At 41.9% G+C, this 20,441-nt stretch carries 23 protein-coding genes; 12 read left to right on the plus strand and 11 right to left on the minus strand.

The window, feature by feature from the left end; translation table 11 throughout:
* Positions 1-245 precede the first annotated feature (245 nt).
* Together ACYH0O_RS20665 and ACYH0O_RS20670 are read left to right on the plus strand one after the other, a co-directional pair.
* Entirely contained in the window at positions 246-1,457 is a 1,212-nt protein-coding gene (locus tag ACYH0O_RS20665; protein ID WP_482632628.1) for an MFS transporter, read from the plus strand.
* 16 nt (positions 1,458-1,473) lie between these two features.
* Complete coding sequence (locus tag ACYH0O_RS20670) at positions 1,474-3,321, plus strand: transglycosylase domain-containing protein (RefSeq protein ID WP_482630145.1); 1,848 nt, start codon at positions 1,474-1,476, stop codon at positions 3,319-3,321.
* Between the two features lie 35 nt (positions 3,322-3,356).
* Here the strand turns inward: ACYH0O_RS20670 and ACYH0O_RS20675 are convergent, their stop codons facing one another.
* Both ACYH0O_RS20675 and ACYH0O_RS20680 read right to left on the minus strand, forming a co-directional pair.
* Positions 3,357-3,932 carry a DUF5366 family protein gene (locus tag ACYH0O_RS20675; protein WP_482630146.1) on the minus strand — a complete coding sequence of 192 codons (576 nt, stop codon included), beginning with the start codon at positions 3,930-3,932 and terminating at the stop codon, positions 3,357-3,359.
* Between the two features lie 165 nt (positions 3,933-4,097).
* Positions 4,098-4,364 (minus strand): hypothetical protein, encoded by a 267-nt coding sequence (locus ACYH0O_RS20680; protein WP_482630147.1) that lies wholly within the window; start codon positions 4,362-4,364, stop codon positions 4,098-4,100.
* A 304-nt stretch (positions 4,365-4,668) separates the two neighbouring features.
* Between ACYH0O_RS20680 and ACYH0O_RS20685 the strand changes: the two genes are divergently transcribed.
* Genes ACYH0O_RS20685 through mnhG form a run of 7 tightly spaced genes read left to right on the plus strand, consistent with a single transcriptional unit; the run spans position 4,669 to position 10,427 of the window.
* A complete protein-coding gene (locus ACYH0O_RS20685) occupies positions 4,669-7,074 on the plus strand; it encodes a Na+/H+ antiporter subunit A (RefSeq protein ID WP_482630148.1) in 2,406 nt (801 codons plus the stop codon).
* Positions 7,071-7,499: a Na(+)/H(+) antiporter subunit B gene (locus ACYH0O_RS20690; RefSeq protein WP_149157595.1), complete on the plus strand. Its 429-nt coding sequence runs from the start codon at positions 7,071-7,073 to the stop codon at positions 7,497-7,499. Before ACYH0O_RS20685 ends, ACYH0O_RS20690 begins: the two co-directional genes overlap by 4 nt.
* Positions 7,499-7,840: a Na(+)/H(+) antiporter subunit C gene (locus tag ACYH0O_RS20695; protein WP_044338125.1), complete on the plus strand. Its 342-nt coding sequence runs from the start codon at positions 7,499-7,501 to the stop codon at positions 7,838-7,840. The genes ACYH0O_RS20690 and ACYH0O_RS20695 overlap by 1 nt, the downstream gene beginning before the upstream one ends.
* Complete coding sequence (locus ACYH0O_RS20700) at positions 7,833-9,314, plus strand: Na+/H+ antiporter subunit D (protein WP_482630149.1); 1,482 nt, start codon at positions 7,833-7,835, stop codon at positions 9,312-9,314. The genes ACYH0O_RS20695 and ACYH0O_RS20700 overlap by 8 nt, the downstream gene beginning before the upstream one ends.
* 6 nt (positions 9,315-9,320) lie before the next feature.
* Positions 9,321-9,797 (plus strand): Na+/H+ antiporter subunit E, encoded by a 477-nt coding sequence (locus ACYH0O_RS20705; protein ID WP_148970746.1) that lies wholly within the window; start codon positions 9,321-9,323, stop codon positions 9,795-9,797.
* A complete protein-coding gene (locus tag ACYH0O_RS20710) occupies positions 9,797-10,081 on the plus strand; it encodes a Na(+)/H(+) antiporter subunit F1 (RefSeq protein WP_113968950.1) in 285 nt (94 codons plus the stop codon). The genes ACYH0O_RS20705 and ACYH0O_RS20710 overlap by 1 nt, the downstream gene beginning before the upstream one ends.
* Positions 10,065-10,427: a monovalent cation/H(+) antiporter subunit G gene (gene mnhG, locus ACYH0O_RS20715; protein WP_149157593.1), complete on the plus strand. Its 363-nt coding sequence runs from the start codon at positions 10,065-10,067 to the stop codon at positions 10,425-10,427. The genes ACYH0O_RS20710 and mnhG overlap by 17 nt, the downstream gene beginning before the upstream one ends.
* 58 nt (positions 10,428-10,485) lie before the next feature.
* On the opposite strand, the gene ACYH0O_RS20720 is transcribed toward mnhG, so the two are convergent.
* Both ACYH0O_RS20720 and ACYH0O_RS20725 read right to left on the minus strand, forming a co-directional pair.
* Positions 10,486-10,854, minus strand: a complete 369-nt coding sequence (locus tag ACYH0O_RS20720; RefSeq protein ID WP_482630150.1) for a DUF2188 domain-containing protein — start codon at positions 10,852-10,854, stop codon at positions 10,486-10,488.
* Positions 10,855-10,938: 84 nt separating this feature from the next.
* Positions 10,939-11,322 carry a PaaI family thioesterase gene (locus tag ACYH0O_RS20725; protein ID WP_482630151.1) on the minus strand — a complete coding sequence of 128 codons (384 nt, stop codon included), beginning with the start codon at positions 11,320-11,322 and terminating at the stop codon, positions 10,939-10,941.
* Positions 11,323-11,499: 177 nt separating this feature from the next.
* Here ACYH0O_RS20725 and ACYH0O_RS20730 point away from each other — a divergent pair, with 177 nt between their 5' ends.
* On the plus strand, positions 11,500-11,886 hold the full coding sequence (locus ACYH0O_RS20730) for a YuzC family spore coat inner layer protein (protein WP_482630152.1): 387 nt from the start codon (positions 11,500-11,502) through the stop codon (positions 11,884-11,886).
* A 107-nt stretch (positions 11,887-11,993) separates the two neighbouring features.
* On the opposite strand, the gene ACYH0O_RS20735 is transcribed toward ACYH0O_RS20730, so the two are convergent.
* On the minus strand, positions 11,994-13,310 hold the full coding sequence (locus ACYH0O_RS20735; RefSeq protein WP_482630153.1) for a Na+/H+ antiporter family protein: 1,317 nt from the start codon (positions 13,308-13,310) through the stop codon (positions 11,994-11,996).
* A gap of 393 nt (positions 13,311-13,703) precedes the next feature.
* Positions 13,704-15,209, minus strand: coding sequence for a leucyl aminopeptidase (locus ACYH0O_RS20740; protein WP_482630154.1), 1,506 nt, complete (start codon positions 15,207-15,209; stop codon positions 13,704-13,706).
* A gap of 157 nt (positions 15,210-15,366) precedes the next feature.
* Here ACYH0O_RS20740 and ACYH0O_RS20745 point away from each other — a divergent pair, with 157 nt between their 5' ends.
* Positions 15,367-15,846 carry a divergent PAP2 family protein gene (locus tag ACYH0O_RS20745; RefSeq protein ID WP_482630155.1) on the plus strand — a complete coding sequence of 160 codons (480 nt, stop codon included), beginning with the start codon at positions 15,367-15,369 and terminating at the stop codon, positions 15,844-15,846.
* Between the two features lie 10 nt (positions 15,847-15,856).
* The gene (locus ACYH0O_RS20750; RefSeq protein WP_482630156.1) at positions 15,857-16,645 is read left to right on the plus strand and encodes an ABC transporter substrate-binding protein; all 789 of its coding nucleotides are present in this window, start codon (positions 15,857-15,859) and stop codon (positions 16,643-16,645) included.
* 46 nt (positions 16,646-16,691) lie between these two features.
* Here the strand turns inward: ACYH0O_RS20750 and ACYH0O_RS20755 are convergent, their stop codons facing one another.
* The 5 genes from ACYH0O_RS20755 to ACYH0O_RS20775 form a co-directional block, all read right to left on the minus strand.
* The gene (locus ACYH0O_RS20755; RefSeq protein ID WP_482630157.1) at positions 16,692-17,396 is read right to left on the minus strand and encodes a 3D domain-containing protein; all 705 of its coding nucleotides are present in this window, start codon (positions 17,394-17,396) and stop codon (positions 16,692-16,694) included.
* Between the two features lie 257 nt (positions 17,397-17,653).
* Positions 17,654-17,971, minus strand: coding sequence for a YuiB family protein (locus ACYH0O_RS20760; protein WP_482630158.1), 318 nt, complete (start codon positions 17,969-17,971; stop codon positions 17,654-17,656).
* A gap of 213 nt (positions 17,972-18,184) precedes the next feature.
* Complete coding sequence (locus ACYH0O_RS20765; protein WP_172655674.1) at positions 18,185-18,310, minus strand: YuiA family protein; 126 nt, start codon at positions 18,308-18,310, stop codon at positions 18,185-18,187.
* 158 nt (positions 18,311-18,468) lie between these two features.
* Positions 18,469-18,951: an NUDIX domain-containing protein gene (locus ACYH0O_RS20770; protein WP_482630159.1), complete on the minus strand. Its 483-nt coding sequence runs from the start codon at positions 18,949-18,951 to the stop codon at positions 18,469-18,471.
* An 80-nt stretch (positions 18,952-19,031) separates the two neighbouring features.
* The gene (locus ACYH0O_RS20775; RefSeq protein ID WP_149157583.1) at positions 19,032-20,249 is read right to left on the minus strand and encodes an NAD(P)/FAD-dependent oxidoreductase; all 1,218 of its coding nucleotides are present in this window, start codon (positions 20,247-20,249) and stop codon (positions 19,032-19,034) included.
* Positions 20,250-20,441: the final 192 nt, after the last annotated feature.

Here is a 20,441-nt window from a genome sequence, read left to right on the forward strand (position 1 = left end):
TCCTCAAAATCTAGATAAGACCCCAATTTATCTATAATAAAAAAATTCATCTTAAAAATAAAATCGAAACTTACTCCTATTTCCCACACTTCTTATTCTTACATTATATCATGATGAACCTATAAATTATGACTAATTCCCGGTTTTACCCGTGAATAAATGTTATTGGGTGGACTCGAGTCCCAATCTTTAATAAAATGAATATTTAGGTATACGAAATAAAATTCATACAGAAGGTGTTAATCATTTCAATCAAAAAAAAGAATTTAACGATTATGCTTGTGGCCAATTTCTTGGTTGCGGCAAGCGCGACGATGGTTTTGCCGTTTTTGTCTCTTTATATTGAAACCTTTGGTACGTACAGTCATGAATACGTTCAACGCTGGTCAGGATTTGTGTTCGGGGTTACATTCTTAACGGCTTTCTTTATTTCTCCTTTATGGGGACGGATCGGAGACCGCTTCGGCTATAAACCAATCCTTCTTATTACAGGGTATGGAATTGCCACGTCGATTTTTCTAATGGGCTTTATGGATTCCGTTTGGGGGCTTTTCGTCCTTCGTATGATCATGGGTGCGGTGACAGGTTTCATTCCCACTTCGATGGCCCTTATTTCGGCCCAGACTCCAAAGGAAGAAGCAGGACGTACGCTTGGCACCCTGCAAATGGGAACTGTTTCAGGAGGTCTATTCGGTCCAGTTATCGGTGGTTTACTTGCTGACAATGTAGGCTTTTCCTACACATTCATTTTCACCTCAATCTCCATTGCCATAGCAGCAACCGTTGTTTTACTTGGCATTGACGAGCAACGGAGCAAAGAGCAACGGAACCAGCGAAACAAGTATTCAAGTATTGAAGTGCTTCAGCATATTTTCAGTCACAAATTATTAGTGACGGTTCTCTTATTGTCATTCCTTATTCAAGTAGCAAACTTTAGCATTCAACCCCTTCTCGCCCTCTATGTAGATGAACTTACCTCTTCTACGAATCTGGCATTTCTGGCGGGAATTGCATTCTCTGCGACCGGAATTGGTAATTTACTTGCGACGCGACGATGGGGCCAGCTTGGTGATAATATTGGTTATGAAAAGGTGTTATCGATTCTCCTTGTCCTGGCCGCCATTTTCATCGTCCCCCAGGCACTCGCTGTAGAACTGTGGCAGCTCGTCTTGTTCCGATTCTTGTTCGGCATCGCGATCGGCGGGATGATTCCATGTGTGACCGCTTATATCCGCCAGGAAGCCCCCATAAGTATGCAAGGGGAAGTGCTCGGGTATAATCAAAGCTTTCGTTTTCTGGGGAACGTGGTCGGACCTGCTTTTGGAGGGATCGTGTCAGGATATATTGGTATTTCTTCCGTTTTTTATGTAACAGGTGCTTTATTCTTATGCGCTTTTGGATTATTATGGTGGAGTATGCGTCATTCTGATACAACCAGCCATGTGGAAGATTACTAGAAAAGTAGAGTGAGAAATGAGAATTTTCGCAGGTTATATAACGGTAATTAGTGTTATGTTCATCTTTTTTACCACATTATTTTTTACAACGGATGAATGGAACAAAGTACAAAGCTTTCAAAATGAATTAGAACACTCGGTTAGTACCGATAACTTAAATCTAAATCGCACCAGTTTACTGCTGGATCAGAATGGGAAGGTATTTTCGGAAGTGAACCGTCCATACCGATTATATATTCCGGATGAACAGATCCCCCCTTTTATGAAGGACATTCTTGTCGCATCAGAGGATCAGCATTTTTATGAACATGTCGGATTCGATGCCGGAGCGATTCTTCGGGCTGTCGTTAAAAACTTGGTGTTCACCCACATCCAACAGGGTGGGAGCACGATTACACAGCAACTTGCAAGAAACCTGTATCTGGGACAGGAAAAAACGTACAATCGTAAATTGACCGAGTTATTTTATGCCCATGAAATTGAAAAATCGTTATCAAAAGAGGAAATATTAGAGCTTTACCTGAATGTTATTTACTTCAGTAATGGCGTTTACGGGGTTGAAACAGCGTCACAGTATTACTTCCAGAAGAGTGTAACGGAACTCAATCAGGCAGAGATGGCATTCATTGCATCGATTCCCAATAACCCGGGCAAATATGATCCCATCGATCATTTTGAACAAACGAAAGTTCGTCAGGAACGTCTTCTGGATATTCTCGTCAGTACGGGTAAGCTATCCAAAGAAGAAGCGGATAAAATGAAAAAAGTACCGATTAGCTTAAACGTTCGTAAAAAGATCGATTTATATCCTGATTATGCTTTTTATGTGGAAAGTGAATTAAAAGAGCTGATTTCGATTCACGAGGGCTACAAAGTGGAACTGGCAAATGCCGCCTCTCCAGAGGAAAAGGAGAAAGTGGCACAGAAGCTCGATGAACGTTTCCAACAAGTGATCTCTTCAGGAATTCAAATTCAAACCGGACTGAATCCTGAGCTGCAACAAAAAAGTGTGAAGGCTTTAAATGGACATCTTCAGAAAGAATTACAAGGGGCCACGGTCACCATCAACAACAAGACAAGGACCATCGCGGCTTTGACCGGGGGCAGGAACTACCAGAAATATAACTTCCATCACGCATTTCAAGCTTTCAGGCAACCTGGATCAGTTATTAAGCCACTTCTCGTATATGGTCCGTATATCGAGAAATACCAGGCTTCCGTCACTGAAAAAGTAAATGCCAACCGGTATTGCATCGGTGGCTATTGCCCTATGAACTATGGAGGGGTCCAGCCCGGGGCCGTGACGTTACAACATTCCTTAGCACAATCGTATAACGCCCCGTCATTGCGATTGATGGAAAAAGTAGGCATTGAAGAAGCTTTCAAATCGTTATCCCCTTTTTCATTTGAGAAGGTGATAAGCGAGGATCAAACCTATGCGGCCTCCGTAGGGGGATTCACCTATGGGATGAGCCCCCTTGAAATGACGGATGCTTATACTTCCTTCATTGATGGGAATTACCAGGAAAGTCATGCGATCATTCATGTAAAGGACAATAAAGGAAATATCCTTTATCAATGGAAGAATGACCTGAAGTCAGTATGGTCCGCAGATACAACCTCTAAAATGAGAAAAATGCTTAGCGAAGCCGCTACTTCCGGAACCGGGAGAGCAGCTTACGTCTCAAAGCCCTATGTTGGGATTAAGACAGGAACCACCAATAACTATCATGACTACTGGGTTATGGGAATAACAGATACTTTCACTACCGGTGTATGGGTCGGGCATGACATTCCCCGTAACATGAGTCAAATAGAACAACAGCGACCAAGTCATAAGATTTGGAAACAGATCATGGAATGATAAAGAGTCTGCAGTAAGTTCTGCAGACTCTTTATCTATAACTTCACCTTCGACATAACCGGCAAACTCGCCATCACGCCATTGTATAATTTCAAACACACAAAGAATATCGTTAAAAATAAGGATGACCATGAAAACACCTGTAAACCAACGACTCCGAAGATCCCCATTTTCGAGAGGGACGGACTTATTTTATAAACAAAATAAACAAAATACACGACCGAGCTCAACGCAAAGATAATCAACAATCCCAAGAAGGATTTCAGGCTCAGTACAGACACAAGGCCACCGATAAAATAAATCATCGATCCTGTTCGAAGGTGATTATACAATTTCCCATCTGAATCCATGGAGAAAAACAGCATCGAAATACCATTGATCGTCTCCGCTATCAGCTTCAAGGCAGCAAACACCATAAAAAAAGCAACCATTAATAGTATCAAAATTGCGAGCTTTAATTGCATATCCGATAAAAATTCCCTCATTCCGGGATACACACCAATTTTCTTAAAGATGTCTACGAATACTTCCACACCATAAACGGAAAATGTAAGGCTGAATAATAATATAGAGAAAAGAGGCAAATAACTTGTTAAGTATGTATTTTTCACTAATAACTCTCCCATAACGATTCTTTGACCACTCTCATCATAATCGTTTATGAGTATCTTGAAAAGGGTATAGAAACAGAAGGAGCCATGACTATTTGCCTATCACTTGTTTCACGGAAAGCACAACAAAACTGGCCCTTCTATGATTACAGAAAGGACAGTCATTTATTGCTGAGGATTGGAATGTGGCACGACACGGATATATTCTCTCGATCCAAATGGTTGTCTTTGTCGTATGGGGTCTTTCGTTATTTCTTCTTCCACTTCTTCCACTTCTTCCATTTCACCATATTGAACAGGCCTGATGTTCATACTGGTCGGGTCTTCCATTTCAATCATTCCTCTATTAAACCGATCTTGTGATTCAATTAACCACGCAAAGCCAAAAAAAGTAAAGAATATGGTCGTAACCGCTACAGTTTTCTTTTTCATAACTTCACCACCTTATGGATAGGATTCTCCAATTTGACCGAAACTATTCTATAATCGGTTCAGTTGCCTGAAAAAAACCAACAAAATTCCGACGGTATTTTCCGTCTATCTACATATTTAATACTTCATGAACAATCTGATACGAATGGAATCCTGAGTAATGCAAGCATTTATTTTTTACGTTATAATGCTCTTTGAGGTTCAGCTTCGGTCGAGGTTTTTGAAAGAAGATGCATGTTTAAAAACAGAAAAGACATTAGACCATGCTTTAGAATAAATGTATTTTACATGAGGGGGGTTTTATATGACTTTGTTACATTGGGCTATTGTATCGCCTTTTTTATTTGCCATACTCATTCCATTTCTTTATAAGGCATTTCGGAATGTACATACTGGTTGGTTCGTATTACTGCTTCCAGTCGCTTTATTCACTTACTTTTTCCAATTCATCTCCATCACTAAGAATGGAGATACCGTCAAGGAAACCTTGGAGTGGATGCCGTCCTTCGGGATCAACTTTATCGCCTACGTTGACGGACTGGGATTACTGTTTGCCCTGCTTATCTCAGGAATCGGTTCACTGGTTGTCCTGTACTCGATTTATTACTTAGATAAGAAGAAAGAACAACTACATAATTTTTATGTATATTTAATGATGTTCATGGGAGCGATGTTAGGAGTTGTTCTATCCGATAACTTGATCGTTCTTTATATGTTCTGGGAGTTCACTTCCATATCCTCATTCTTATTGATCGGATACTGGTATCACCGTGAGCGCTCTAGATACGGTGCCCAGAAATCCATGCTTATTACAGTATTCGGTGGATTGAGCATGCTTGGAGGATTCTTACTTCTCTATCTGATGAGCGGGACCTTCAGCATCAGGGAATTAGTCATGCAATCCGATCAGCTCATGACAGAAGCTCTTTTCCTTCCAGCATTACTTCTGATCCTGTTGGGTGCTTTCACGAAGTCCGCTCAATTCCCGTTCCACATTTGGTTACCGGATGCCATGGAGGCACCGACACCGGTCAGTGCGTACCTGCATTCTGCCACAATGGTGAAAGCCGGAATTTATCTTGTTGCCCGCATGAGCCCTGTATTTGCTGAATCAAGTGTATGGTTGTGGCTAGTTGGAGGATTCGGTATCATTACACTATTCTGGGGTTCCTTTAATGCAGTGAAACAAACAGACCTTAAAGGAATACTGGCATTTTCAACCGTAAGTCAACTTGGTCTAATCATGTCTTTATTGGGCGTCGGCGCAGCTGCTCTTCACTACAGTCAATTAGATGAAAATATTTATATGGTTGCTACCCTTGCTGCCGTTTTCCATTTGATTAATCACGCCACCTTTAAAGGAAGCTTGTTCATGGTTGTCGGAATTATTGATCATGAAACAGGCACCAGGGATATCCGTAAGCTTGGCGGGTTGATGAATTTCATGCCGATTACCTTCACCATTGCGATCATCGGAGCCTTCTCAATGGCAGGACTTCCTCCATTTAATGGCTTCCTTAGTAAGGAAATGTTCTTTACAGGAATGGTAAGGGTCCTTGAAATGGATATATTCAACCTGGATACAGTAGGTATGATTTTCCCGATCCTCGCCTGGGTTGGTAGTGTGTTCACGTTTATTTACAGCATGATTCTTGTGTTTAAAACCTTTACTGGTAAGCATCAACCGGAGAAACTCGAAAAGAAACCACATGAAGCTCCACTTGGAATGCTGATTTCTCCAATTATCCTGGCTTCACTTGTGATTATTTTTGGTTTCTTTCCAAATATCCTTTCAGAACGAATCATCGCTCCGGCAGTAGCTTCCATTACTCCAAGCCTGATTCAGGAAGGACATGCAGTCGAAACTCATATTTCATTCTGGCATGGCTTTACGCCTGAACTGTTTATGACATTTGGAGTCATCCTATTTGGAATTCTGTTATATCTCCTACTTCCAAGATGGAGAAAGATATACACTTGGATACCGGAACGTTTCACGTTGAATTCATTTTATGATGGCGGGTTAATCGGTAGCGAACGAGGAGCATATAGCTTTACGAAGGGTTATATGACAGGCTTTATCCGTTCGTATCTCGTATATATCTTCTCCTTCTTAATCGCCGTACTGTTGTTTAGTATGTGGTTCAAAGGTGCATTTGTGATCAATACGGAGGAATTGGCTCCGATCGGAGTCTATGAGGTGGCTATAGCACTTTTACTTGTTATCAGCTCGGTTACCATCTTGTTTGCAAAGTCTCGATTAACATCCATCATTTCGTTGGGAGCTGCCGGATATACGGTTTCTCTATTCTTCGTATTATTCCGTGCTCCAGACTTGGCTCTGACGCAGCTTGTGATTGAGACGGTGTCCGTTGCTCTATTCTTACTCTGCTTCTATCACCTGCCTCCATTAAGCAGGCATGAAGAACGAATGAGATTTAAGCTTGGAAATGCATTGATTGCGATAGGTGTTGGTCTAGTCGTTACCTTATTTGCAATTTCTGCATACAGCACAAAACTTTTCGATTCGATTTCAAGCTATTACATCGAGAATGTGTATGAAGAAGCCGGCGGTAAGAACATGGTAAACGTCATACTCGTTGACTTCCGTGGATTTGATACATTATTTGAAATTTGTGTGTTGGCGATAGCCGCACTTGGTATTTTCTCCATGATTAAATTGCGTCTGACAAGGGGGAAAGAAGGATGAAAACAAAAACGAATGACGTCATCTTACAAACCGTAACGAACGTTGTCGCATTCATCATTATCCTGTTTTCTCTGAGACTTTTCTTCGCTGGGCACTATACCCCGGGTGGAGGCTTTATTGGAGGCTTGATGACTTCGGCTGCGCTTGTACTACTGTTGTTGGCGTATGATATCAAAACGGTAGTTAATATCCTGCCGGTGGATTATAAAATCATTACTGCTATTGGTTTACTCCTGGCAGTAGCGACTTCTGCGGGGGCACTTCTGTTTGATGTGCCTTTCCTGACTCATGCGTACGATTATTTCCATCTTCCGCTGTTAGGGAAGACATCCCTGCATACAGCCGTCTTATTTGATACGGGAGTGTATCTGGTTGTGATCGGTGTCACGATGACCATTATTCAAACGATTGGGGTGAGCGAATAATGGAAATATTAATGGCCATTGTTGTCGGAATCCTTATTACGATCGCCGTTTACTTAATGTTATCCAAAAGCTTGCTCCGAATCATCATTGGAACAGCATTGTTGAGTCACGGCGCGCATCTTTTACTTCTTTCCATTAGTGGTCTAAAAGGAGGAGCTGCACCTCTTCTTGGAGAACACGCAAAATCTTATGTCGATCCGTTACCACAAGCATTGATTTTAACAGCGATTGTTATCAGCTTTGGAGTGACAGCTTTCTTCCTTGTTCTTGCTTATCGGGCATATCAAGAGCTTGGAACGGATAATATGGATCAAATGAGAGGAAACGAAGGAAATGACTAACTTATTAATACTACCTATATTAATCCCGTTATTTACGGCGATTATCTTAATGTTTGTCAGCAAATATGTGAAAGTACAACGTGGAATTTCAGCCATTTCGACTCTGGCTACCATTGCAGCATCCCTTGTACTCATTAACACCATCTACAATGATGGAATACAAACGATTAACCTAGGAAGCTGGGTGGCCCCTTTTGGGATTACACTCGTTTCTGATATGCTCTCTGCTTTACTGGTGACGACAACAAGCATCATCACACTTGTCGTGTTACTGTATTCCTTTAAGTCGATAGGGGCAGATAGAGAACGATTCTACTACTACCCTGTTGTTCAGTTCCTATTGGTGGGAGTGAACGGGGCATTTACAACCGGGGATATCTTTAACCTCTTCGTCTTTTTCGAAGTGATGCTGATGAGTTCATATGTTCTGCTCGTTCTAGGCGGGACGAAGGCTCAATTGCGTGAGGGAATAAAATACATTCTCGTGAATGTCATCTCCTCTGCTCTATTCGTCATTGCCGTGGCGTACTTGTATTCCGTGGTAGGGACATTGAATATGGCAGATATTTCGAGAAAGATTGCTGAGGTGAATCAGCCGGGGATACTTACAGCGATCGCTATCATGTTTCTCTTAGTCTTTGGACTTAAGGGTGCGATTTTCCCTCTTTACTTTTGGTTACCAGGCTCGTATTACGCACCACCAACACCCGTACTTGCTTTATTCGGTGCCTTGCTCACGAAAGTGGGGATCTATTCGATTTTACGAACGTACACGTTATTCTTCTATCATGACATCGGGTATACACATGAAATCCTGAGTATTTTAGCCATCCTGACAATCGTCCTTGGCTGTATCGGGGCCATCGCGTATTGGGATGTTAAGAAGATCATCATCTACAACATCATCATTGCAGTTGGTGTGATCTTGTTCGGGGTGTCAACCATGAACCCTGAAGCATTAGAAGGGGCGATTTACTATCTCGTTCATGACATGATTATTAAAGCGGCCCTATTCCTCCTGGTTGGAGTGATGATTGCCATAACCGGCACAACCAACCTCAAGAAAATGGGCGGTCTCATTAAAGAGTACCCGTGGCTCGGCTGGACGTTCCTCGTGGCAACCTTCTCCTTGGCAGGTATCCCTCCTTTGAGTGGGTTTATAGGGAAACTATTAATTCTAAGAGGAAGCTTTGCTGCTGAAGCCTATGTAGGTGCTGGTGTCATTCTGGCATCAAGTCTAATGGTACTGTATTCTGTTATCAAAATCTTCCTGAACGGTATATGGGGAACTCCGAAAGAATACAACGGAGTTTCCAAAGGTCATGCTCGTTATTTATGGATGACTTCCGCAATACTCGTCGTGTTAGCCGTATGTTACGGCTTTGGTGCCGAGGCGGTCCGTCCTTTATTCTCACAAGCAGCAGAAGTACTGGTGAATCCGAATCTCTATATAGACGCAGTGTTAAAGGAGTAATGTAGAATGGCATTTCAAATTTTATTAAACTTTTTCCTGGCCTTTGTCTGGATGTTTCTTTCGGTATCCTTTACTTCTCAGTCATTTATTATTGGCTATTTGCTAGGATTGCTTGTGATTTTTGCATTCAGAAGGTTTTTCAACTCACGATTTTATTTATTACGCGTGGCTGCCGTGATCAATTTATTCTTCCTGTTTTTAAAAGAACTGATCCTTGCTAACATCTCTGTCTTAAAAACGATCCTGAGACCGAAGCTGGATTTTCAACCGGGAATCTTTGCATTACCGACAGACTTAAAAACAGATTGGGAGATTACCTTATTAGCTAATCTCATTACCTTAACACCCGGGACACTCGTGATGGATGTATCGTATGATAATAAGATCCTTTATGTCCATGCCATCGATATCCCTGATGTGGATCAAGCCATTGATGAGATTAAAAATTCCTTTGAAAAAGCCATTATGGAGGTGAGTCGCTAATGTTACACACGATTTTCCAAATCACACTGCTATGCGTCTCCCTATCCATGCTGGGACTTGTATACAGGGTTGTGAAAGGGCCAACCACCCCCGACCGTGTGGTAGCCTTGGATGCAATCGGTATCAATCTGATTGCCATCATCGCCCTCGTATCCATGATGCTCGATACTTACGCCTTCTTAGAAGTTATTCTCCTTCTTGGGATTCTAGCTTTCTTAGGAACCGTTGCCTTTTCAAAGTTCTTAGAGAAAGGGGAGATCATCGAACGTGAGCGAGATCATTAGATTTTTCATCGGGTTTTTCTTAGTAGTAGGAGGGTTTCTCAGCCTGGTCACTGCCTTTGGTTTGCTGAGACTCCCAGATGTATATACGAGAAATCATGCGGCTTCTAAAAGTGCGACACTGGGCGTGATGTCGATTCTTTTGGCAACATTCCTTTACTTTTATTTGGAGCATGGACACTTTAATTCAAGACTGATTCTGACCATCGTCTTCATCTTTGTAACGGCACCTGTTGCTGGACACCTCATCTCAAGGGCTGCCTATAATTCCGGGGTTAAGCTCTGGGATAAAAGTGTTCGGGATGATCTGAAAAATAAAAAAGAATACGATCGTCAAAACAGCCAATAAGAAACATACAAAAAGGCTTGACCATACGAGGATTTCCTCGGGTGATCAAGCCTTTTTCTTATTGTTGATACAAATGATTTTCCACGCTTCCATCCTGTTTGTGTACAACAAGCGTGCCGGAATGATCCGTCACATAGTCCTTCGCCTTTGACAACAGCTTATCCTTTGTCTCTTCTACCAGGATGGCACGGTGTCCGTCTGCTTTCTTTAACTGCCAGCCGTCGTCATGTGGACTGACATGATATTCGGTTTTATCCGAAGCATTTCCTTCTTCGGACTTATGAGCCCTATCAGTGGCAATCGCAATCGCCCGTCCCTCTTCATACCCTTCATCGAGAAGAGCATTGGCAATCTCAATGGCTTTGTTCCGAACATCCGCAGGCAGGTTCTTCAGTGAATCAGGATAATCATTTTTTGTCCAACTCATTAAATAAAGCCTCCTAATCTAATGGTTAGTTATTGATTTCCCATTTATTCACTTTTTAAACATTCGGATATGTAAGATTTCCATTTAGCGTTTTGGCACAACTGCCATCGTACATCTTGAAACACAGATCAATTGATCTTCCTCATCTGTGATCTTAATCTCCCAAACCATTGTGGTTCTCCCTTGGTGCATCACCGTTCCTGTGGCAGTAACAAGGCCTTCACGCTTTGCTTTAATATGATTGGCATTGATCTCCAAACCGAAGCAAATCTCCTTATCAAGGTCGATTAACTGCACCGCCCCGACACTCGCAACCGTTTCTGCAAGTGCCACTGATGCTCCTCCATGAAGGAATCCGAATGGCTGCCTGGTGTTTTCGTTCACCGGCATCGTCGCAATTACTTTCCCTTTCCCAAGTTCCACAAACTCAATCCCTAATGTACCGATTAATGTATTTTCCATATTCATGTGCATCACCTCATCATAATATCCTTCTATACTATCTTTTCGAGAGAGGTTGCGAAAATCCTTTATTTTCCCTAAAAGGGCTTCCCCGCTCTCCCCTTCTCCCTTTTTATTTCATGAATAATTCCCTCTTCCTTTTCATACATTTCCTTAGAGCATTCCTAAGAAAGGGGTTATGTTATGTATCGGTACCATCCTTTTTACCCGCCTGTTCAACGCCCCTACCCGCCTATTTATTCAAGGTCACAACCTGTTTTTTCATTTAATCGCAACTATCCTCCTGTTGATAGCGACACGTTTATGTCTTCAGCAGGTAAAACGTTAAGCTTGATGGATGATGCCCAAAAGGTGCTGCAACGAATTAACAACTCTAAAGATTATTCAAAGAAGTTTATGAGTGCTGCACAGCAATCGAACCTCCCTGAAGTACATAAGCTACTTCAAACCATCGACACAAAAGTACAGCCTGTCGTCTCATTTAACCCTGATGGTGTGCGTTTAGTCTTCGATGAGAAGCTCGGTCAGGTAGATTGCTGTCATTTGATTGTGATTGTCCGGTGGATGTAGTGTATGGGCTTTGGAACATTCCATCCTTGTTACCATAACGAAAGAACAGCAGTGTCTTAGGAGACACTGCTGTTCTCGTTATTCTAAGGGCACTTGTCCCTTGCTTTTTATAGAATAATGGCTGCAACCCAGCCGAAAAGTATCAGCGGAATATTGTAGTGTAAGAATGTTGGTACACACGTGTCCCAAATGTGATTATGCTGTCCATCCGCATTTAATCCGGCTGTCGGTCCTAACGTACTGTCCGATGCCGGCGAACCTGCGTCACCAAGTGCCCCTGCTGTCCCGACAATCGCAATCGTTGCGAGCGGGCTGAATCCAAGCTCCATGGCAAGTGGTACGAAGATGGCTGCGATGATCGGAATCGTAGCGAATGAAGATCCGATGCCCATTGTCACCAGAAGTCCGACGATCAACATGATCAGAGCAGCTAATGCCTGGTTTCCGCCGATTACGTCAGCAGTCGCTTCAACCAATGTTTCGACATCTCCAGTGGCCTTAACCACTTCAGCAAAGCCTGATGCAGTGATCATCACAAAGCCTATGAATGCCATCATTTTCATTCCTTCATTCAGTAACCCGTCGGCCTCTTTCCATTTAACCGATCCTGTGATATAAAGAACGGCAATACCAGCTAATGCACCGAAGATCATTGATTCCAGCTGAAGCTGAATATATAAAGCGACTACGATGGAAACGAGAGCGAAAATCATGGCTCTTTTATTGTACACGACCCTTTCTTCTGTGATCACTTCTTGTGGTTCAATGTAATCCCTTGGTTTACGATAGCTCACAAACACGGCGATAAGTAACCCAATCACCATGCCCCCTATTGGGATTAGCATTGCCTTCGGAATATCACCCAATGCAATTTCCATACCGCTTGAGCCCATGTTTTGAGCAATAATTTCATGAAACTGCAAGCCGAATCCTACTGGCAAAAGAATATAGGGAGCCGTTAAACCAAACGTAATCACCGATGCGATTAATCGTCTGTCAATACGCAACTCTGTCATCACCTTCAATAAAGGTGGAATCAAAATAGGAATAAAAGCAATATGAATCGGAATCACATTTTGTGAAAAACAAGCCATAAATAAAATAGATAAAACAATAAGTGCTTTCGAAAGGGCTGTTTTTCTAGAATCGCCTTTTTTCCCAACTACCTTAAGTACCCAGTCAACAAGCAGATTCGGGATTCCCGTGTAGGAAATCGCCACCGCGAATCCACCCAGTAATGCATAACTCAAGGCGATACTTGCCCCGCCGCTGATTCCTTCAGTAAATATGGATATCGTCTCGTTTAATCCCAGCCCACCAGTCAATCCTCCGACTAACGCACCAGTGATCAGGGCGAATACAACATTCACGCGTACCAGGCTTAGTACAAGCATGACAAGAACCGCTATAACAACTGCGTTCATAACTACCTTCCTCCTCAAAATCCTCCATACAACGATATATCGATTTACTTTAGTTCGCTAAATTGGTAGAGTAATAAAATCACGATTTCAACTTTAACAAGATAAAGAGAGTTTGTCAACACTTTAGCAGAGTAAAAGGGGGCGTGAAAGATCGAGACAGTTATCCATTAAATGTCAATTGACCGGATTCTGATCAAAACCGACTGAATTCTTCTCCTTTTAGGCTGGATTCTGAAGGTAAACGGGCGGATTACCAGTTTACCCTCAACTTAATTCCGATATTTACCACATTTTCGTCACCCATTCATTCCAAATCATGAATTCTCACAAAAAAAGCCTTCTTTCAGTGTCATCATGCTTAAACACTGAAAAAAGACTCACCATTCCATCACATTATTTTTCTATAGGCACAAAGCGCTCAACTAATAGCGCAAGCGTTCTTGCCATGACACCCGTTCCGCCTTTCGGACCGAGTTCATAGCTACCTTTACTAGTAGCCGTACCGGCAATATCAAGGTGTACCCAAGGAAGACCTTCAGCAAACTCTCCGACAAATGCCCCACCCATGATGGCATGACCTGCTCGTCCCGGTGAGTTGTTCAAGTCGGCAATATCACTTCCACGAACGCGCTTCTTGTCGTTTTCCGTATAAGGAAGCTGCCAGATATATTCACCCGATTCCCCTGACGCTTCCAACACTTGCTCGAAGAACGCTTCATTATTCGTGAGTGCCCCCGTTTTGTCTTCACCCAAAGCAATAATGACTCCACCAGTTAAAGTTGCAACGTCCACTAAATAATTTGCTCCTTGATGCTTTGCATAGGTCATACCGTCAGCAAGTGCGAGACGGCCCTCAGCGTCTGTATTTAACACTTCAATGGTTTTACCGCTCATTGATGTAATCACATCGTCTGGCTTGAATGCAGAGCCGCTCACCATATTGTCTGTTGAAGGAATGACGGCAACGACGTTTTGTTCCGGTTTGATTTCGCCGATGATTTCCATGGCACCCAGAACCGCTGCAGCTCCACCCATATCTGTTTTCATTCCGACGATTCCATCTTTAGGCTTAATGGAATAACCGCCTGTATCAAAGGTAATTCCTTTTCCAACCAAACCGATGACATCTTTCCACTCATCTTTCCCGTTGTACTTAAGAACGATCATTTTGGGAGGTTCAACCGATCCCTGGTTTACAGCGAGCAGTGCGCCCATGCCCAGGTGCTCCATTTCCTCTTTATCCAAAATTTCAACTTCAAAGTTATATCGTTCCGCTAATTCAAGCGCGTATTCAGCTAATTTAGTGGAGGTTAATAGATTACCAGGAGTGTTCACCAGCGTACGAGCTGAATTGACTCCGTTTCCAAAGGCGGATCCGATATGTAAGGCCGTCTCTACTTCTTTAGAGTCTGCGCTTGTAAAGAACTCAATCGACTCTACGTGTACTTCCGGTTGATTTGATTTCTTCTTATAGCCGTGGAACTCATATGTAGACATCGTAAAGGCTTCCATAAATGCATGAGCTGCATCTGTTGCTACCATTTCTTCAGAAATAAACGTATCCAGTGCCACTGAAAAAGAAGATACCTTCATCTGCTTTAAAGCTTTTGATGCTACCCCTAACGATTCTTTTAAAGAATCAAACGTAAGCTCTTTTTGTTTTCCTAGACCAACGAACAATAATCTCTTTGTTTTGAGCTTTCCAAACGTATGTACTTTGGTTACTTTCTTTGCTTTTGAAGATATGTCCCCGTCTTTTACCAGCTGTGTAAGATAGCCCTCGAACTTGTGGTCAAGCTCTTTCAGCTTCCCTTCAAATGTTGGCTGAGTGTGAACCCCAACAACCAGGCACTGCTGATTAGCAGCTGTTATTTCATTATGATTAATCGAAAATTTCATTTATCCGACACCTCCACCCTCTATTATAGCGAAAATGTCCCATTATTTCGACTTTCTAACAAACCGATCCACAAAGTTAATTAAAGAGGTAAATAGGGTATGATATAATGAGAACATTATTTTTATTCAAACAATTGAAAGGGTGGCATTTCACAGCATGGAAGTATTTTTAAATTTTCCATTATGGGCATCTTTATTTTCAATCTTTTTTGCTCAGTTTGTTAAGGTTCCCATACAGTTTATCGCGACCAGGGAATTAAATTGGTCATTAATCACCTCAACAGGCGGGATGCCGAGTTCCCATTCAGCTGCCGTCACGGCATTATCTACTGGAGTAGCCTTGGAAGTAGGCGTGGATTCACCAATCTTTGCAGTTTCCGCCATGTTTGCCATCATTACAATGTTTGACGCAACGGGTGTCAGAAGACAGGCAGGAGAACAAGCCATTGTCCTGAATCGATTGATGGTCGATTTCCAAAGGTTCATGTCAGAAGCAAAAGGCTGGCAGAACAAGCCTGAACAGGAAAAGCGCAAGGAGTTAAAGGAATTACTCGGACACAAACCCATTGAGGTGTTCTTTGGTGGACTTTCCGGGATTATTCTGACCCTTCTTCTTCATTATTTCTTTTATGCATAGGAGTGGCACGATGAGAATTGTTTCAATCTGTCCAAGTAATACAGAAATAATCGATTACCTCGGATTAACTTCACTCCTCGTAGGGGTCGATGATTACTCCGATTATCCTGAAGAGGTCCAATCACTTCCCAGGCTTGGACCGGATCTCTCCATTAATATGGATAAATTAGAGTCCTTGGAGCCTGATTTGGTGTTTTCTTCATTAAGTGTACCAGGAATGGAAAAAAACATAGAAAATCTGGTTAAGCGGAACATCCCCCATATTACGTTAAATCCTCAGAGCTTTTCTGATATAGCAGAAGATTTTTTAACGGTTGGAAAAGCGTGTGGATCTGAAGAACATGCCATGAACCGTCAGAGTGAATTTCTGCAAACCGTAAAACGCTTAAAAACGATTAGTTCCGGGGTTCAACATCCTCCCTCTCTCTACTGGGAATGGTGGCCAAAGCCTGTTTTCACCCCTGGTAAGATCAACTGGTTAACCGAGTTGAGCGAGATGATCGGTGCACGGAATCTCTTTGATGATGTGGATCTGGCGAGTGTTCAAACGGATTGGGAAGATGTACAAAAACGCGACCCCGACTATATCTGTCTTGCCTGGGTCGGCGTTCAGCAGAAACGGGTTAAACCTGATATCGTGAAGAAGCGTCCAGGATGGAACGACTTGAGAGCTGTTCAACAGGATCGAATTTTTGTCCTGGAAGAAGCCCTCTATTGCAGGCCGTCCCCTCTGCTATTAAAGGGAGCTGTCAAGCTTGCCAGGATGCTTCATCCAGAATTGTATAAAGAGGTCCAATGATGTTAAAAAAGCACGCAGTTCATCATGAACTGCGTGCTTTTCTTGATTATTCTTCTTTAGGCGATAAAATCTGCTGTCTAAACACCTGCATAGATTTATTTTCATTAAGAGCTACTAATTGCTGTTCGGATAACTTACCTGCACCCATCTGGATCACATATACATCCAGTGTCTGTTTACCCCATTCATTATACACATCATCGACTGTCTCATAATAGAGGTCCAGTCTATTCCCCTTAATAGCGCTCCCTTTATCGGCTACAACCCCATATCCATATTGGGGGATAAAAAGAATGGTACCAATAGGATAAACGGAAAGATCGGCTGCAATCGTAGAATATAAATCACGTTTCACTTTCACTCCTGAATATGTAATTCCGTAAAGGGGGTGCCCAGGATTCTTCCCGGTCGATTCAATCCCGGCTGTATAGCCTGTGGCTACAACCTTATGTTTGGTATATTGATCCCAATCAACGGACTCTTCCAACGTCCTCGGTTCAACGGGTGTACTCGCGGATATCTGAGTTTCAAAGCCTGCTAGCCTCTTAAGAAATTTAAATGACAATCCTAAACGATTTGTCTGATGTTCTTTATAATTCAAACTGTTTTGATCACGGCCACCCTTGTCCATCAACCAGGTTTTAAAGGTTTGAGCCTCTACTCCGGAGACTGATTGAAAAGTGGTTCCCAGTGCCAGGATGAACAAACTAACCATAACGAATCTCTTCGTCCATGTTTTAAACAAATTCATGTATTCACTCCTCCCACCTTTAATACTTCCCAACCAGGAGGATATATATGCATAAATTGAGAAAAAAATCGAATAGTTTCAATATTTGGAAAAAATTCAAGTTATAGCTATAAGCGTTCCCTTTAGATGAATTTCACCGCTCATAGGCGACATTGCAGTGGATATAACCTACTTCAACTAGTATGTACAATTTCCGAAAAAAATCATAATAAAAAACCGTTCAACTTAGGGGAGATCCCTCGGTTAAACGGATGCTTTTAAAACATTCGATATCCTTTTGCTCTTAAAATTCTCATCACGACTCCTGAAAGAATCGCTCCTGCCAGCCCACTTCCTAAAATCACAAGATCAGCTACAGCCAAGTTGCTGATTTTCGTACCTAACTCAGAAAACGACTCGCCGGCATTTCGGAAATAATCTATAAAACGAACATCATCCACAATAAAAATGACGACAATAGGATAAATGATGGCCATAATCCACGTCATACGCAATAACATATTTAACAGAAAGCCTATTCCGAAAAATAGAACAAAAAATAGAAGCATTGAAATTAACATCACATGTATAGGCATTTTACCGTTTACACCTCCATAAACACTAAAGATTAGTGTACCCCGAGTGTAATGAAAGCGTCAATATTTTCAAGAAGATTTCTAGCTTATTCACAAAATAAACATATGTTTCTTATCAGGTGACCATAAAAAAACAGACCCAAATCAGGATCCATACCTCTAATAGAAGTATCCACCTTCTTCAGGTCTGCCTCTTGATCTATCTCTTAGGGTTTATTTCTGTTTCCCACTGCCTCCGCAACACGGACACGTTTCAGAACCACCCAATACTAACTGAAAGTATCCTTTTCCTGAACAATAAAGACAATATTTCGTTTTAGTACTTGCAGTAGCTCTCATAATTTTCTCTCCCTTTTCTTTAATTTCTTAATTTTCTGATAATATATCATCTATCTCCAATAAAGAAAAGGGACATTATAGGGGATGTACCGCTAAGAAAGCGAATACATTTTAGTTTTTCTTTCATTATCTCTCTTTTTCTTAAAATTCACAGAATTTTATAAAAATAATGTGTACTTCGTGTAGGCGAATTGGTCCCCTGGGTCGATCCCTTCTATCGGGCTTAATATGTTTTGAACAGCCAATTGTTCAATCATCTCATGCACCATGACGGATGTTTTTTCATCTTCCAATAATTCGTGAGGTGACTTCCACGCAACCTCCCACAATTCTTTTTCTTCGATTTGAATAGAAGAAGTTTCCTTGCATTCCAACAGAAAGATCAGCATGTTATCGCTGACATCATCTTGGATGACCCCTGACCGGACTCCTACAATGCCTTTGACGCTTGAATGTAATCCTGTTTCCTCTCGTACCTCTCTCATAACCGCATCATCTACTGCTTCTCCGGCATTGACAAAACCAGCAGGCAGGGACCACATTCCTTTCAAACCGCTGTATTTCTTCTTCACCACAAGCCATTTACCGTTCTCACCTATGACCAGTCCTGCCACCGCAAGCCAAACATTCCCTCTTTTCACTCTCGAACACCTCCGTAACAATTCCCCACAATAAAAAGCAGAGCGGAATCCACCCTGCTTTTCATTTTATTCATTAGAGCTTAAAAGAATTTGAACTTTCCTTTTTTGAAGACAAGGGATGGTCCACCAACCATGTAAAGCGCACGGTTATCGACTACCTTCTTCATGAAAGAAGCTTTTGTTCCAGTGATTTTCTTACCGTAAACGACACCGATTGCGTCGTCTTCACCCAGTGAACATACTGTTCCTTTGATGTCTGGAGTGAATTCTTCCAAGTGATCTTTATCGTGCAGTAAAGAAGCAATATTGCGGGCACATACTTCACCTTGCTGCATCGCGATTTGTGCAGTCGGTGGGTATGGACGTTCTGTTTCTTCATTGATCATAAGTGAACAGTCACCGATGATGAAGATGTTGTCATGACCTGGAGCGCGAAGATCTTTGCTGATTTTCACACGGGCACGCATGTTTTCGATTCCAGCTCTTTCGATGATGGAGTTACCACGTACACCTGCAGCCCATACGATCGTACCAGCCTTGATTTCTTCTACTTCATCTTCACCTTTAGCGATTAGGACGCTGTCAGCTTTCGCTTCTTTAAGTGGAGTTCCGATATGGAATTCAACACCTTTTTTCTCAAGCTTGGCACGCGCGTATTTCACTAGTTCAGGATCGAATCCTGGAAGAATCATAGGTGCAGCTTCCACACACACAATGCGAACTTTTTTGCGATCGATATCATATTCATGACAAAGTTCAGGAACGCGGTTCCCTAGTTCACCCAAGAATTCGATTCCAGTGAATCCTGCTCCACCTACAACGATTGTAAGTCGGTCATCTTTCTTTTCTTCTTCGTTTTTATACGTAGCAAATTGTAATTCAATATGCTCACGGATTTGACGGGCAGAGTTGATGTTCGAAATCATGAATGCATGCTCATGAAGACCCTGGATACCGAATGTCTCAGATTCTGCACCTAATGCAACAACAAGGTAATCGAATTCTACTTCACCGTCACTTGTGATGACTTTCTTTTCTTCTACTTTAATATCTTCAACAGTAGCTTGTAAGAAGTTTACTTTGCTTGTGTTGACAACATCTTTAATGTTGTATCGTACACGATCATGATGAAGTGTACCTGCAGAAGCTTCGTGTAACCAAGTGGTTTCGTAGTGATAATCATTTTTATTAACTAAAATAATTTCTGCTTCATTTGTACCTAATTGCTTTTGAAGACGAGTTACCGTCATTAATCCACCATAACCTGCACCTAATACAACGATTCTTGGCTTTCTCAACTGAATCACATCCACCTTTTTTGATAAATTTGCTTTGGATACTCTTAGAGTCCTCCACATCATGCTTTTTTATCCCGTTCAATCTGATGCCATTACCTTTTTCCCTATAGACAAGAAACTGAAACAAATCAAACGAGATGTTTTCCTTCATTTAAGAAGAAAATATTTTATGAAAAATAAATAAAAACGATA

This window comes from Rossellomorea sp. H136 (assembly GCF_056838065.1).

What these genes read in the sequence shown, in the direction of transcription:
- ACYH0O_RS20670 (WP_482630145.1), top strand. Translation starts at nt 1,474, where the DNA reads ATGAGAATTTTCGCAGGTTATATAACGGTAATTAGTGTTATGTTCATC.
- ACYH0O_RS20680 (WP_482630147.1), bottom strand. Translation starts at nt 4,364, where the DNA reads ATGAAAAAGAAAACTGTAGCGGTTACGACCATATTCTTTACTTTTTTT.
- ACYH0O_RS20685 (WP_482630148.1), top strand. Translation starts at nt 4,669, where the DNA reads ATGACTTTGTTACATTGGGCTATTGTATCGCCTTTTTTATTTGCCATA.
- ACYH0O_RS20690 (WP_149157595.1), top strand. Translation starts at nt 7,071, where the DNA reads ATGAAAACAAAAACGAATGACGTCATCTTACAAACCGTAACGAACGTT.
- ACYH0O_RS20695 (WP_044338125.1), top strand. Translation starts at nt 7,499, where the DNA reads ATGGAAATATTAATGGCCATTGTTGTCGGAATCCTTATTACGATCGCC.
- ACYH0O_RS20700 (WP_482630149.1), top strand. Translation starts at nt 7,833, where the DNA reads ATGACTAACTTATTAATACTACCTATATTAATCCCGTTATTTACGGCG.
- ACYH0O_RS20705 (WP_148970746.1), top strand. Translation starts at nt 9,321, where the DNA reads ATGGCATTTCAAATTTTATTAAACTTTTTCCTGGCCTTTGTCTGGATG.
- ACYH0O_RS20710 (WP_113968950.1), top strand. Translation starts at nt 9,797, where the DNA reads ATGTTACACACGATTTTCCAAATCACACTGCTATGCGTCTCCCTATCC.
- ACYH0O_RS20720 (WP_482630150.1), bottom strand. Translation starts at nt 10,854, where the DNA reads ATGAGTTGGACAAAAAATGATTATCCTGATTCACTGAAGAACCTGCCT.
- ACYH0O_RS20725 (WP_482630151.1), bottom strand. Translation starts at nt 11,322, where the DNA reads ATGAATATGGAAAATACATTAATCGGTACATTAGGGATTGAGTTTGTG.
- ACYH0O_RS20730 (WP_482630152.1), top strand. Translation starts at nt 11,500, where the DNA reads ATGTATCGGTACCATCCTTTTTACCCGCCTGTTCAACGCCCCTACCCG.
- ACYH0O_RS20735 (WP_482630153.1), bottom strand. Translation starts at nt 13,310, where the DNA reads ATGAACGCAGTTGTTATAGCGGTTCTTGTCATGCTTGTACTAAGCCTG.
- ACYH0O_RS20740 (WP_482630154.1), bottom strand. Translation starts at nt 15,209, where the DNA reads ATGAAATTTTCGATTAATCATAATGAAATAACAGCTGCTAATCAGCAG.
- ACYH0O_RS20745 (WP_482630155.1), top strand. Translation starts at nt 15,367, where the DNA reads ATGGAAGTATTTTTAAATTTTCCATTATGGGCATCTTTATTTTCAATC.
- ACYH0O_RS20750 (WP_482630156.1), top strand. Translation starts at nt 15,857, where the DNA reads ATGAGAATTGTTTCAATCTGTCCAAGTAATACAGAAATAATCGATTAC.
- ACYH0O_RS20755 (WP_482630157.1), bottom strand. Translation starts at nt 17,396, where the DNA reads ATGAATTTGTTTAAAACATGGACGAAGAGATTCGTTATGGTTAGTTTG.
- ACYH0O_RS20760 (WP_482630158.1), bottom strand. Translation starts at nt 17,971, where the DNA reads ATGCCTATACATGTGATGTTAATTTCAATGCTTCTATTTTTTGTTCTA.
- ACYH0O_RS20765 (WP_172655674.1), bottom strand. Translation starts at nt 18,310, where the DNA reads ATGAGAGCTACTGCAAGTACTAAAACGAAATATTGTCTTTATTGTTCA.